The sequence below is a fragment of the Phaeobacter sp. B1627 genome, assembly GCF_006265095.1.
Lineage (GTDB): Bacteria > Pseudomonadota > Alphaproteobacteria > Rhodobacterales > Rhodobacteraceae > Epibacterium.
Window position 1 is genome coordinate 23310 of the sequence record NZ_VCNK01000041.1, and the last position, 13564, is coordinate 36873.

The window sequence follows — 13564 nt, forward strand, 5'->3', positions numbered from 1 at the left end:
CAAACGCGACACCCGGCGAGACTGCTGCAGCCATTGCGAGTGGTCCCGCCGACTGTCTTGCCGGGTGTCACGCCGGAAAAATCACGCCCCCCCCTGAACTGCGGGCTCTGGATGCCGCCTTCTCGCCTTTCAGACGACCGGGGGATAGGGGGCAGCACAGGGGGAGACAAAGGGGAAGACAAAGGGGCAGCGGAAAGAATTGTCCTGAATTCATGATACTTTTCCGAAGCCGGCGCCCGATTTTAACGTCGCCTTTCAAACTTGCACCTATGATGCGAAATCATCTTTAGCGGGCATGCGGCGCAGAATGACCATTGTCATTCCCTATCCACAGGCCTTATGCTGAAAGAACGGGCCCCGCATTTGTCGGCGTCCATACATGAGATTTTCTGTCCTGAATGTCCGTCCGGCCGTCGCCGGGGCATCCGGACAGACCAGTTCGTCTCGCAGAGTGCGAGGCTGTTGAGTGCCTGCTTCGACAGGGTCCAGTGCGACAATGGCGAAGAGGAAATAACGGGCAGGGATCGGGATCAACCCACCTGTCGGAGAAGAACCGCGATGACGCGCGCGAGAGTATTGAGCAAGGCAACAGGTGATCCGCAACTCTGTCGGACATTCCGGTGTTGCACTGCTGTGTTCCCTGCGCCGTCGAAAGTCGCCCTGACAAGACACCACCCACAACATGTTCGTCCGCCTGGTTTATGGGCAAGGGCAGGGACTTCGGTCTGTGCCCCTGTGACCCTGGCCCGGCGGCGGCCTGTGCTGGCATGGTGCACCATAAGGACTAATGGCGAAGAAAATGCTGATCGACGCCACCCACGCGGAAGAAACCCGCGTCGTGGTGGTGGATGGAAACAAGGTCGAGGAATTTGACTTTGAATCTGAAAACAAACGCCAGCTTGCTGGAAATATTTACCTCGCAAAAGTAACCCGCGTCGAACCTTCGCTGCAGGCGGCTTTTGTGGACTATGGCGGAAACCGCCATGGCTTCCTTGCGTTTTCCGAAATTCACCCGGACTACTATCAAATCCCCGTTGCGGACCGAGAGGCCCTGATGGAGGAAGAGCGCGCCTATGCTGAATCCATGCGCGCCCGGGATGAAGACGAAGACGAGCCAAAGCCCAAGAAACGCTCGCGCTCGCGCAGCCGCACACGGGCCGAGAAAACCACCACCAGCGACGCGGTCGAAACCAAAGAGATCACGGCCCCCGCTGGTGAGATCTCCGGCATGGAGACCATCGACCTGACCGACGACGCGTCGGACATCGCCGAGGTGCCCGAATCCGATGCGGCTCAGGCAGATGTCGCCGCGCCCGAAACCGATGTGACCGACGCGCCCGGCCCGGAGGCTGTTGCCGACGCTGCCGAAGACACCGCTGAGGACATCTCGGACGACACCGACACCCCGGAGGGCAATGGCCAGGCCTCTGACGAGGACGCAGGCGACGACGAAGGTGAGGAAGACACGCCCACCAAAGGCAAATCTGCCGACGCCGCCGACAAGGATGACAGCATCGAGTCCGTCGCGGATGAAGATGATCAGGAAGATATCCGTCCGCAGCGCAAACCCCGTCCGCGCCGCTACAAGATCCAGGAAGTCATCAAGGTCCGTCAGGTCCTGCTGGTTCAGGTCGTCAAGGAAGAGCGCGGCAACAAGGGTGCGGCGTTGACCACCTATCTCTCGCTGGCGGGCCGTTATTGCGTCCTGATGCCGAACACTGCGCGTGGCGGTGGCATCTCTCGCAAGATCACCAATGCCGTCGACCGCAAGAAACTCAAGGAGATCGCGACCGAACTTGATGTGCCGCAGGGCGCAGGTCTCATCGTGCGCACGGCGGGTGCCAAACGCACCAAGGCCGAGATCAAGCGCGACTATGAGTATCTGCAGCGGCTGTGGGAACAGATCCGAGAGCTGACGCTGAAATCCATCGCACCGGCCAAGATCTATGAAGAAGGCGATCTGATCAAACGGTCGATCCGCGATCTCTATAACCGTGAGATCGACGAGGTTCTGGTCGAAGGCGAACGCGGCTACCGCATCGCCAAGGACTTCATGAAGATGATCATGCCGTCCCACGCCAAGAACGTGCAGAACTACAATGAATCACTGCCCCTGTTCGCGCGCTATCAGGTCGAGAGCTACCTCTCCGGCATGTTCAACCCGACGGTGCAGCTGAAATCCGGCGGATATATCGTGATCGGCGTCACCGAAGCCTTGGTGGCGATCGACGTGAACTCGGGTCGGGCCACGAAAGAGGCCTCGATCGAAGAGACCGCGACCAAGACCAATCTCGAGGCCGCCGAAGAAGTGGCGCGTCAGTTGCGTTTGCGCGACCTTGCCGGTCTGATCGTCATCGACTTTATCGATATGGACGAGCGCAAGAACAACGCCGCCGTCGAGAAAAAGCTGAAAGACAAGCTGAAAACCGACCGCGCCCGCATTCAGGTCGGACGCATTTCAGGCTTTGGTCTGCTGGAAATGTCGCGCCAGCGTCTGCGCCCCGGCATGATCGAGGCCACCACGGCGCCCTGTCCGCATTGCCACGGCACGGGTCTGATCCGCTCGGATGACAGCATGGCGCTGTCGATCCTGCGTCAGATCGAAGAGGAAGGCACCCGGGGCCGGTCGCGTGAAGTCTTGGTGAAATGTCCGGTGGATATCGCCAACTATCTGATGAACCAGAAACGCGAGCATATCGCCCAGATAGAGCTTCGCTACGGTCTGTCCGTGCGCATTGAGGGCGACGTAAAACTGGTCAGCCCGGATTTCACGCTGGAGAAGTTCAAGACCGCGTCGCGCAGCATTGCTGCCGTGGCAGGGCCGGTGGTTTCCGTGGATACCTCGATAATGGATCAGATCGATGCCATCGAGGAGCCGGAAGAGGAGGCCGAGGTCGAGCAGGCACCGGAACCGGTCGATACCAGTGACGAAGGTGAGGGAGAAACGAAGCCCAAGCGCAAGCGGCGTCGTCGGCGGCGCAAGAAGTCCTCGAATGGGGAAAATGGCGCGGACGGCGGCGAGACGTCGAACACGGCTGAGACCGATGCCGAGGGTGAAGGCGACAGCCAGCCGACCGACACCGGCGATGCCGTGACCGACAGCACCGAGGGCAGCGCAGAGGCCGAGTCCGAGGCTGAGCCGAAGAAGAAAAAGACCCGCACCCGCACCCGGAGCCGGTCGCGCAAGAAGCCCGACGCCGTCAGCGAAGAGCGCGATGCCGCCGCCCAAGGGGGCGCCCGCGAGGCTGATCAAGGGGCCGGCGATGTGACGCCGACCGCGCCGGAGGCCGAGGCTACAACGGTTGAGGCCACCTCCTCCGAGGCCCCCCCGTCTGAGGCCGCGACACCAGAGAGCGATGCGGACGCGCCGCTTGGTGAGGCTGAAGCCCCTGCCGTCGCTGAGCCGGTTGCCTCTGAGGCATCGGAGCCTGTGGCGGCTGAAACACCGGCTGAAATACCCGCCGAAGCAGAGGCCGAGGCCGCGGTTGAAGAGACTGCTGCACCTGAGGAGACCGCAGCTGCTGCCGAGGTTCCGGAAACGGAGGCAGTCGCCGAAGCCCCGGTTGAAACACCGGTCGCCGAGGCGGACGCGCAGGCGCAGCCTCAGCCGCAAGACGCAGCTGAACCAGAGCCCACAGCAGAACCGGAGCCCGTCGTGGCAGAACCTGAACCCGAGGTGGCGAAACCGGCCAAGCCGAAGCGTCGGGGCTGGTGGTCCGTGGGCGGCTGATCAGGCGTCTGACGGGATGAAAACTACAAAGGCGGTCCCGAAGGGGGCCGCCTTTTGCCTTTCCCGTTTCCCGTGCATAAGGCGGCTCAGTGCCCGCCCTTGCGGATCAGGTAGATCTGGTGGTTTTCACCCTCTTCCACGCCGATGAAATCATGCCCGGCTTCGCTGCAGAAATGCGGTACGTCGATAACGGCTGCCGGATCATCGGCGAGGATGCGCAGAACGCTCCCCACCGACAGCGGCTGCAACCGTTTGCGGGCTTTCAGGACGGGCAGGGGGCACAGGAGGCCGATGGCGTCCAAAGTCGTGTCAAAATCTGTCATGGGTCCGAAATAGGCTGCGTGTTACAGCCTGTCCACAGGGATGTGACACCCCGTGCGCGTGACCTTGCCCCGTCACTGGTCTAAGGAGGGGGCATGTTTGGAATCGAGATCATAGACGCGAGCCTTCTGCCCGCCATGTTCATCGCCCTCGTGGGCGGCATCATCAGCTTTCTCAGCCCCTGTGTGCTGCCCATCGTGCCGCCCTATCTTGCCTATATGAGCGGGGTGTCGATTGGCGAAATCCAAGGCACAGCGGCGGCCCGGCGCAAGGCGGTGCTGGCCGCGATGTTCTTTGTTCTGGGCCTGTCGACCGTGTTTTTGCTGTTGGGGTTCACCGCCTCGGCCTTCGGGGCATTCGTGCTGCAGAATCAGGAGCTTTTCGCCAAGCTCTCCGGCGTGGTGGTGATCGTCTTTGGTCTGCATTTCCTGTCGGTGTTTCGCATTCCCTTGTTGGACCGCGAGGCCCGGATGGAGGCCGCAGACGCAGGCGGCTCCGTCCTTGGTGCCTATGTGCTGGGGCTGGCCTTCGCCTTTGGCTGGACGCCCTGCATCGGGCCACAGCTTGGCGCGATCCTGTCGTTGGCCGCCTCCGAGGCCTCTGTCAGCCGGGGCACGATCCTTCTCGGCGTCTATGCGCTTGGTCTCGGTGTGCCGTTTCTTCTGGCCGCCATCTTTCTCAGCCGCTCCATGGTGCTGATGAACCGGATCAAGCGTCACATGGGGGTGATCGAAAAGATCATGGGCGCGCTGCTCTTGCTGGTGGGTGTGATGTTGGTCACGGGCCTGTTCACCAGCTTTTCCTTCTGGCTGCTGGAGACATTCCCCGCTTTGGCCACACTGGGTTAAGTCGCGACACAGGCTGTCTTTCTCTTGCCGGAAAGCTGCGCTAGGCTGGCGGCAAGAAAGAACAGGGTCATGAGCAGTTCAACATCCTCGACGCCGGTGCGCAGGCGCCGCGTTTTCTATATTCCGGGCTATGACCCGTTTCCGCCCCGTCGCTATCGCGAGTTGTATCGCAGCGAAGGTCAGGCGCAGGCGCGGCTGTCGGGCTATGATCTCGCGCTGACGCCAAAACGCACCGAGGGCCCTTTCGGCTGGCACGTTTCTGCCCGGATCGACGGGCAGGATGTGGAGACCGATATCGAAGTCCTGCCGTGGTCCGATATCGTCCGCAACAGCATGCAGACCTCGATTGCGGCGACCTATGTGCAGCTGGTGCGGACCGCCTGGATCTACATGTCCTGCGGTGCCCTGTGGCGGCTGATGCGGCTGCGCAAAGGGCCGGTTATCGCGGCCCTCTATCCGGTGGCGATCCTGCTGGCGCAGGCGGGCCTGGCGCTGGCGGCGGCGGGCTGTGTGGCCTGGGGGGCGGGCGCCCTCGGGGCGGTGCTTGCGCTGCCAACGGGCCTGCGCGGGCTGGCGCAAGTCCTGTCAAGCGGCGGCGCCGCGGTTGCGGTGCTGCTGGCGTTCAAGGCGCGGGACAATCGGTTTTTCGCCTATTACCTCATGCATGACTATGCCTATTCCGCCGCTTTGCGCGGCCAAAACCCACCAGAGCTGGAGGCCCGTATCGCGGAATTCACCGCCACTGTGCGCAGGGCTCTGGCAGACAATGACGCGGATGAGGTGCTGGTGGTCGGTCATTCGTCCGGGGCCCATATCGGCGTGTCGGTGCTGGCCGATCTCCTGCGGGAGGGGCTGGCGGAGCCGCGTCCGGAGCTGAGTTTTCTCAGTCTCGGTCAGGTGGTGCCGATGGTGTCATTCCTGCCCCGCGCAGATCGCTTGCGCCGGGATCTGCAGGAGATGTCGGAGCAGGCCGAGGTTGCGTGGTATGATGTGACGGCGCCGGGCGATGGCTGCGCCTTTGCGCTCTGTGATCCGGTGGCGGTGTCAGGCGTCGCGCGGCCCGCGCAGCGCTGGCCGGTGGTGTTTTCCGCCGCCTTCACCCAGAGCCTCAGCCCCGCGCGCTGGCAGGCCTTGAAGCGACGCTATTTCCGGCTTCATTTTCAATATCTTTGTGCCTTTGACGCGCCGCGAGACTATGACTATTTCCAGATCACCGCCGGCCCGCTGTCGCTGCGGAGCCGCTACCGGATGCGCGATCATTCGCGCTCGCGTCTGACCCGCGCCGTGAACCGCTATACTTCGGTGGCACCGCGATGACCGCCGTGCCGCCCTCCACGCCGCCTGCCAAGCCGCCGAAACCTGCCGCCCGTCCGGACAGTGTCTCGCTGTGGCGCTACCTGAAACTGTTCCGCCAGGACATTCTCTCCGCGCAGCCCGCCCGCCTGTACCGGGCCTGGATGGCCGAATTCAAAACGCCCTTCTTTCGCTCTTTCATGATCAACGACCCGGATCTGATTGACATTGTTCTGAAAAAGCGGCCCGGGGATTTCCCGAAATCGAACCGCGTGGGTGAAGGGCTGCGCCCGTTGTTGGGGAACTCCGTCTTTCTGACCAATGGCGAGACCTGGGAACGGCAACGTCGGATCATTGACCCGGCCTTTGAAGGGGGGCGGCTGAAGGAGAGCTTTCCGGCGATGCTGGCAGCGGCAGAAGCGGCGGCCCTGCGCCTCAAGGCCTCCGCCGATGGGACGCCCTTGGAAATCGAGACGGTGACCTCCCATATTGCCGCAGATGTGATCTTTCGCACGCTTTTTTCGATCCCGATCGAACATCGGGTCGCCGCCGAAGTCTTTGTCCGGTTTCGGGCCTATCAGCAGGCTCAGCCCATTTTGAACCTCGCAGCCTTTGTGCCGCTGCCGCGCTGGATGCCGCGGATCTATCCCAAAGGCACCCGCAGCAATGCCGCCCATATCCGGCGGCTGATTGCCGGTCTGACCGAAGCCCGTCTTGCCGAAATCGACGCAGGCACCGCGCCGCCGGATCTGGCAACCAAGATCATGACAACGCCCGATCCCGAAACCGGTGTCGGCTTTGAGACTGCGGAAATGGTGGATCAGGTGGCGATCTTCTTTCTTGCCGGGCATGAAACCAGCGCCTCGGCCCTGGGCTGGGCGCTGTATCTGCTGGCGTCATACCCGGAGTGGCAGGACCGCGTTGCCCGCGAAGCGCTGGACCATGGCACCGAGGCGTTCTCGGCGATTACGCGCCTGCGGATCACCCGGGATGTCTACCGCGAGACGCTGCGGCTCTATCCGCCGGTGCCGATGATGGTCCGCGAAGCAGGCTGCCCCGAGACGTTTCGCGACCGGCCAGTACCCAGGGGATCTCAGATCGTGCTCAGCCCCTGGCATCTGCAGCGGCACGAGCGGGTGTGGGAGCGGCCGGATGAGTTTGATCCGTCCCGCTGGCAGACCGACGCCGGCAAGGCCTGCGCGCGCACCGCCTATATGCCGTTCTCCGCCGGTCCCCGGGTCTGTACCGGGGCGGGCTTTGCGATGGTTGAGGGCGTTTTGATCCTGGCTCATTTGCTGCGCCGCTACCGGGTCGAGCTGGTCCCCAACAAGGTGCCGCAGCCGGTGGCGCATTTGACGGTCAGATCGAAAAACGGCATCTGGCTGCGCCTGACGCCGCGCTGAATGCGCTATGCGTGGGGATCCGGGAGGGAGCCCGGGTTTGCGCCAGTGTCTGGGGCAGTGTCTGGGCCAGTTACCAGGCCAGAGTCCGGATCAGTGTCTGGGTCCGACACTGGCTGCGGTCGCTTCAGCGCCTCCAGAACAAAGAGCCGGATCGCGGAGGCCAAGCCGCATTCGGTGCCGCGCGCCTCGTCGATTTCGGCGGCCAGCTCGTTGATGGCGCGGCCTTGCTCTGCCGCCAATCGCCTGAATTCCGCCCAGAAGGCATCCTCCAGCGACACCGAGGTCCGATGCCCGCGCAGGGTCAGGGAGCGTTTCTTGGGGCGTTGGCTCAACATGGATCAGGCCATGAGCAGCCGTGCCTCACGCACGGAAATCGCCGGATAGCAGGTGGGGCCATAGGCATCGGGGTCCTGCTGAAGCTCGGGGAATATCTGGAAAAGCTCCTCCCGCAGGGCGGCTTCGGAGGTGCTGAGCACGCGCTCGGTGGGGTGATAGCTTTCGGAAAAGACACCATCGACTTCGATCACCTCATGCTGGTCAAACAGGATGTGCACATAGCTGACCGGCGTGCCGGATCTGTCCTGGTAGGCCAGGGTTCCGTTGATCAGCCCCTTGGCCGGCGCCAGAACCGCGCCCCTGGCAAAGAGCATTTCGCTCAGGTGGCTCTGGACCAGCAGACGGTGTTGCGGCGACACTTTCATGCGGCGTCTGGGGCGACCGGGGCCGAGCGCATCCTTTTCAAACACCACCGGTGCCAGATGCGGGTTCGCGTCAAGGAACGCCCGCGTCAGGGTGCGGCGATAGATCCAGCGGACGCTCTGATAACCCCGGTCGCGGGTCAGAACCTGATCGCCGATCTCAAGGTCGCGAATGCGGCGCGCGCCCTGCGGCGTGGTGACCTGCGAATTCGGCGTGAAACAGATCACCACCGCGCCCTCAATCTGCGAGACGCCGTTTTCGTCGGTATATTCACCCGGATCGGTGCCGTCGTCGCCCATATACTGGTCGAAATACGGCCCCGACAGCTCATTGTCGTTGATGACATTGGACACGGTGTAGGTGTAGTCGACATTGGCAGTCAGAGGCGAGACCGGCAGGTATCCGATGAAAATCCCGTCACTTTCCAGCGTGTAGACCTCGATCACGCTGCCGTCGCTGCCCGACAGGGTCAGCCGGCTCTCGGCATAGATCCGATCATTGAAGATGTATTCGCCACCTATCCGCGCCGGACTCGTACCGTCGCTTTGGTACACAGTGCCGCGCTGAGTGCCATCCGCGCCCCGTTCATTGTTGGTGAAGTCCCCGTCAAGCGTGTTGTCGTCATCCGTCAACACCACCACACGGCGGTCGTCTTCGGGATCAAAATCCGGATCCAGCCGGATCGTACCGTTGAAAAAATCCAGCGCATTGGGCGCGTAGACGAAATAGGTAAAACTGGGCATGCGGCTGATGCCTCCGCGACTGTGGCTGTGGCTGTGACTAGGCGCGACTGCGACTGTGATTGCGGTGGGACGGCTGGCCTGGTCAGATGCAACCGGACAGAAACCGTCAGTGCCGCGCATTATGTGGGCAGGGCGCCGGAAGGTAAAGATTTGATTAAATTTATCGGCTGCACCGGGACGACCAGAGCCCGGCGGCGACGCTTCCCGACAGTCTGAGGCGGCGCACGGCACAGAGAGGGCAGAGGCAGACAGATGGGAGAGAGAGACAGTCACCGCGCCCGGTTGGCGCTCAGTCCTCCAGTTTGTGGTCGCCGTGGCGGGTTTTCATCTTCTCGTCCACGGTCTTGTCGCGCTGTTTTTCCGCCTTGCTGCGGCCAAACTTAACAGCGTTTTCATCCGCGCGCGCTTTTTCCGCGCCACGCTGCTTTTGCTTTCGAAAGCGGTTGAGGTTCACGATCTCGCTCATTGGGTCACAATAGCCAGGCAAATTTGAATTTGAAACGCGGAGTACAGGAATTGCCCTGTTCAGGTCGCTTCGGATCTGAATCGGTGCTTTGGAAACACGCCGGTCTCCCGGCGTGTTCACGATTCTATTCAGCCGGTTGTCAGCCTTTTGGGCCGATCATCTGTTCGGGACGCACGACCGCGTCAAAGGTTTCCTCGTCCACAAACCCGAGACGAACCGCTTCCTCTTTGAGGGTGGTGCCGTTCTTATGGGCCGTCTTGGCCACTTTGGTGGCGTTGTCGTAGCCGATGGTGGGGGCGAGCGCGGTGACCAGCATCAGGCTCTCGGTCATCAGCTTTTCGATACGCGGTCCGTTGGCCTGAATGCCCGAGAGCATCCGCTCGGTGAAGCTGTCGCTGGCATCGCCCAACAGCTGGATCGATTGCAGCAGGTTGTAGGACATCATCGGGTTGTAGACGTTCAGCTCAAAATGCCCTTGCGAGCCTGCAAATTTGATCGCGGCGTCATTGCCCATGACATGGGCCGCCACCTGCGTCAGAGCCTCGGCCTGCGTCGGGTTCACCTTGCCGGGCATGATGGACGATCCCGGTTCGTTTTCCGGCAGGATCAATTCGCCCAGACCGGAGCGCGGACCGGAGCCGAGAAAGCGGATGTCGTTGGCGATCTTGTAGCAGCTGCCCGCGATGGTCGCCAAAGCGCCCGACAGGAACACCATGGCGTCATGGGCCGCCAGTGCTTCGAATTTGTTTGGCGCGGTGACAAAGGGCAGGCCGGTGATCTCGGCCATATTCGCGGCCACGGTCTCGCCCCAGCCATTGACGGTATTGAGGCCGGTGCCCACGGCGGTGCCGCCCTGCGCCAGCTCGTAGATGCCGGGCATTGCGGCTTCAATCCGGGCCAGGCCCTGACGGATCTGATGGGCATAGCCGCCGAATTCCTGCCCCAGCGTCAGCGGAGTCGCGTCCTGGGTATGGGTGCGGCCGATCTTGATGATGTCTTTGAACTCATCAGATTTGGCCTCCAGCCCTTCGGCCAGTTTCGTCAAGCCGGGCACCAGCACATCGCGCACCGACATGGCGGTCGCAATATGCATCGCTGTGGGAAACGTGTCGTTGGAGGACTGCCCCATATTGCAATGGTCATTCGGGTGCACCGGATCCTTGGACCCGATCTGACCGCCGAGGATTTCGATCGCGCGGTTGGCGATCACCTCGTTGGAGTTCATGTTGGACTGGGTGCCCGATCCCGTCTGCCAGACGACCAGCGGGAAATTGTCGTCAAATTTGCCTTCGATCACCTCGCCTGCGGCCTGAACGATGGCATCGCCGATGGTCTTGTCAAGCGCGCCGGAGGCGACGTTGGCCATGGCGCAGGCCTTTTTGATGACGCCAAGCGCGCGCACGATGGCGACGGGCTGCTTTTCCCAACCAATGGGAAAGTTCATGATCGACCGCTGGGTCTGGGCGCCCCAGTATTTGTCGGAAGGGACCTCGAGGGGTCCGAAGCTGTCGGTTTCGGTGCGGGTGTTCGACATTGTGTCTGTCTCCGTCGCTGGATCGGCCAAGTGGTATACTGGTGTATGCCATGTACCCGCGCAGGCGGCCGGGTGCAAATGGTCTGCAGCAGGTGGCCACGATTTCGCGAGACAATGATTGGTGGTATACTGCTGCAATAGCGCAAGTGCCATTGCCAGTTTGTTCAGGATGCATAGATTACAACACAAGAGAGTCGCATATGCGGCGGACCCAACAGGAGCTCGAACCCATATCATGCGCAGGACTGCCGTCAGCCGAACCCGGGCCTTGCCTGATACCGGACGCCTCGCACTGTGGTGTCTGACGATCCTGGTCTCCCTGCTGCTGTCGGCGCAGGCGGTCTTTGCCTCGGCGGATCTGCGTCGGTTCGTCGGAACCTACCGGGGCACGGCCGAGGTCGAGCAGCTTGATGGCAAGGTCGAGCAGCGGGACATGAGCGTGACGATACAGGTCACCTATGATGGGTTCTGGGTCCAGTGGAGCACCGCGATCCGGCGTGCGGACGGGCGCGAAAAGACGAAGACCTACAAGATTGAATTCTTGCCGTCCGAACGCTCCGGCGTCTATGCGGCAGCGATGAAAACCAACGTGTTCGGCCACACCGTGCAAATGAACCCGATGGAGGGCGAGCCCTTCGTCTGGGCCCGGGTCATTGATGATACGCTGACTGTGTTTTCGCTCTATGTGGCGGAAAACGGGGATTATTTGATGCAGCAGTACGACCGTACTCTTGCCGAGGGAGGGTTGAAACTGGATTTTTCATCCCATCGCAACGGGCTGGCATCGCGGACGGTCACAACCTTTCTGACCCGGGACGACTGACACGGGCCTGGCCTGACACGAACCGGGCCCGGACTACGAGAATGGACTGTGTCACAGGGCGGTATCACAGGGGCGTGTCACTGGGGCGTGTCACTGGGCGCGCGTGTCGCCCAGGAACCTCTCGCTCTGGTCCCTACACTCTGGCACCTACACTCTGGCCGCTACTTGCGGAAACTGTCCAGCGAGACAATATCGGCTTTCTTCTTCTCTGCCGCCGCGTCGTCCTCTGATTGTTCCAGCGGATCGTCCGAGATCTCCAAGGGGTCGAGATCATCGGGACCGTCCTCATCGGTGCTTTCAAACCGCAAGCCGAATTCCACGGAAGGGTCGACGAAGGTCTTGATCGAATCATAAGGAATATAGAGCGGCTCCGGCGCATCGCCGAAATTCAGCGTCACGGCAAACCCGTCTTCGCCAACATCCAGATTGTCATACCAATGCTGCATGACCACCGTCATCTCGCCGGGATAGCGGTCCGACAGCCAGTCGGCGAGCTCCGCATCGGGATGAGACGTGTCGAAGGTGATGAAAAAGTGATGCGCGCCGGGCAGGCCGTTGGCCGCTACGTCATTCAGAACATTGCGGATCAGACCCCGCATGGCGCGGTGCATCAGGTTTCCATAATCGATCTCGCGGGACATGGTCTCACACCTTTTATCTGCTCGGGTAGATTCTGGCCGAAGAGCTGTGAACCTTACCTTTTCCCGACCAGTTTTGGACCTAATCCGAGGGCATTGCAAGCCAAGGTGCTCGTCTTTCGTCCAGCGTAAAGACAGTAAAAAACGCCGGGCCGCGCGGAGGAGCAGACCCGAATGCGCCCCTGTTCCCGGGTATTCGCCGGTGCTCTCCTGTCTGGGGTGCGGGCGGTGTCAGTCGGTCCAGACCAGCCGCTCCCCGGTCAGACAGACAGGCAATGCATCCGTCGGGAGCTGGCCCAATTGTTCAAACATGCGCAGGTAGTCGAAATTGGAGTAGAATTCGAAAATCCGGTCGTTTCTGACCCGCACCAGCATCTGGCCGGTGAAATCGAGCTTGTGAGAATGGGTCAGGTCCATGGCATCCACCCGCACGCGGACCATCCCAAGGTCGCCCTCTTCGAGGCTGTGGGTGACGGTGACGTGCATCTGATCCATGAGTGCCTTCATGGCGGTCACGACTTCCTTGTAATCGACGCCGGGCGAAACCACACCGTCAAGCGCTCCGTTGAAGATTACATCCGGGTCGAGCAGCTCGTCTATAATGTCGAGATTGCCCTTGTTCCAAACTTCATCAAACCACAGGTGCAGCAACTCGCTTATCGTCATTTCAGGCGCATTTCATGTTCATAATTGTGAAGAAGTCCCCACCTAAAGGGCCGGACAACCAGAAGTCGAGAGCTGGAGATGTATTCAGCTGTGAATATAGTGTGAAAACCGCATTTGGATACAGCATCATAGCATCGGTCAATACCGCGACCAATACCATCAGACCATATCTAATATGACACAAGACGACACAAGACTATGTAGGAAGGACTCTGATGATGTAACCGCCCCCCCGACGGCATCTGTGTGCCGAGATGGGTCTACGAGGATCCACAAAGGGGAGCGGTCATGTCCGAGATTATCACAGTCGGCGTCGTTCTGGCGAAGACTGTTTTTCAGGTCCACGGAGCGGACGGCGCGGGCCCTGCGGTTTTGCGCAAGACGCTGAGGCGGACGCAGG

General features: G+C 61.3%; 11 protein-coding genes and 2 pseudogenes. 6 read left to right on the forward strand and 7 right to left on the reverse strand.

The window, feature by feature from the left end:
- Nucleotides 1-787 precede the first annotated feature (787 nt).
- The gene (locus tag FGE21_RS18075; protein ID WP_139664813.1) at nucleotides 788-3730 is read left to right on the forward strand and encodes a ribonuclease E/G; all 2943 of its coding nucleotides are present in this window, start codon (nucleotides 788-790) and stop codon (nucleotides 3728-3730) included.
- 86 nt (nucleotides 3731-3816) lie between these two features.
- Here FGE21_RS18075 and FGE21_RS18080 read toward each other — a convergent pair whose 3' ends face one another.
- Nucleotides 3817-4053, reverse strand: coding sequence for a sulfurtransferase TusA family protein (locus tag FGE21_RS18080; RefSeq protein ID WP_139664814.1), 237 nt, complete (start codon nucleotides 4051-4053; stop codon nucleotides 3817-3819).
- A gap of 93 nt (nucleotides 4054-4146) precedes the next feature.
- On the opposite strand from FGE21_RS18080, the gene FGE21_RS18085 reads away from it, so the two are divergent.
- The 3 genes from FGE21_RS18085 to FGE21_RS18095 all read left to right on the forward strand — a co-directional run bounded on the left by FGE21_RS18085 (nucleotide 4147) and on the right by FGE21_RS18095 (nucleotide 7595).
- Nucleotides 4147-4899: a cytochrome c biogenesis CcdA family protein gene (locus tag FGE21_RS18085; protein WP_139664815.1), complete on the forward strand. Its 753-nt coding sequence runs from the start codon at nucleotides 4147-4149 to the stop codon at nucleotides 4897-4899.
- 69 nt (nucleotides 4900-4968) lie between these two features.
- Nucleotides 4969-6216, forward strand: a complete 1248-nt coding sequence (locus tag FGE21_RS18090) for a hypothetical protein (RefSeq protein WP_139664816.1) — start codon at nucleotides 4969-4971, stop codon at nucleotides 6214-6216.
- On the forward strand, nucleotides 6213-7595 hold the full coding sequence (locus tag FGE21_RS18095; protein WP_139664817.1) for a cytochrome P450: 1383 nt from the start codon (nucleotides 6213-6215) through the stop codon (nucleotides 7593-7595). Before FGE21_RS18090 ends, FGE21_RS18095 begins: the two co-directional genes overlap by 4 nt.
- Nucleotides 7596-7717: 122 nt before the next feature.
- Here the strand turns inward: FGE21_RS18095 and FGE21_RS20515 are convergent.
- The 4 genes and pseudogenes from FGE21_RS20515 to fumC all read right to left on the reverse strand — a co-directional run.
- Nucleotides 7718-7930: pseudogene (locus FGE21_RS20515) on the reverse strand (ribbon-helix-helix domain-containing protein); the annotation flags it as partial.
- A 3-nt stretch (nucleotides 7931-7933) separates the two neighbouring features.
- Nucleotides 7934-9037 (reverse strand): Hint domain-containing protein, encoded by a 1104-nt coding sequence (locus FGE21_RS18105; protein WP_139664819.1) that lies wholly within the window; start codon nucleotides 9035-9037, stop codon nucleotides 7934-7936.
- A gap of 289 nt (nucleotides 9038-9326) precedes the next feature.
- Nucleotides 9327-9503, reverse strand: a complete 177-nt coding sequence (locus FGE21_RS18110; RefSeq protein WP_139664820.1) for a DUF4169 family protein — start codon at nucleotides 9501-9503, stop codon at nucleotides 9327-9329.
- Between the two features lie 139 nt (nucleotides 9504-9642).
- Nucleotides 9643-11037 carry a class II fumarate hydratase gene (gene fumC, locus FGE21_RS18115; protein WP_139664821.1) on the reverse strand — a complete coding sequence of 465 codons (1395 nt, stop codon included), beginning with the start codon at nucleotides 11035-11037 and terminating at the stop codon, nucleotides 9643-9645.
- A gap of 235 nt (nucleotides 11038-11272) precedes the next feature.
- On the opposite strand from fumC, the gene FGE21_RS18120 reads away from it, so the two are divergent.
- Nucleotides 11273-11860, forward strand: a complete 588-nt coding sequence (locus tag FGE21_RS18120; RefSeq protein ID WP_176695481.1) for a hypothetical protein — start codon at nucleotides 11273-11275, stop codon at nucleotides 11858-11860.
- Between the two features lie 161 nt (nucleotides 11861-12021).
- Here the strand turns inward: FGE21_RS18120 and FGE21_RS18125 are convergent, their stop codons facing one another.
- Both FGE21_RS18125 and FGE21_RS18130 read right to left on the reverse strand, forming a co-directional pair.
- Nucleotides 12022-12501 carry an SspB family protein gene (locus tag FGE21_RS18125; protein WP_139664822.1) on the reverse strand — a complete coding sequence of 160 codons (480 nt, stop codon included), beginning with the start codon at nucleotides 12499-12501 and terminating at the stop codon, nucleotides 12022-12024.
- A 228-nt stretch (nucleotides 12502-12729) separates the two neighbouring features.
- Nucleotides 12730-13164, reverse strand: a complete 435-nt coding sequence (locus tag FGE21_RS18130) for an ester cyclase (RefSeq protein WP_139664823.1) — start codon at nucleotides 13162-13164, stop codon at nucleotides 12730-12732.
- A gap of 288 nt (nucleotides 13165-13452) precedes the next feature.
- Between FGE21_RS18130 and FGE21_RS18135 the strand changes: the two are divergent.
- Nucleotides 13453-13564 (forward strand): annotated as a pseudogene (locus tag FGE21_RS18135) (IS110 family transposase); the annotation flags it as partial.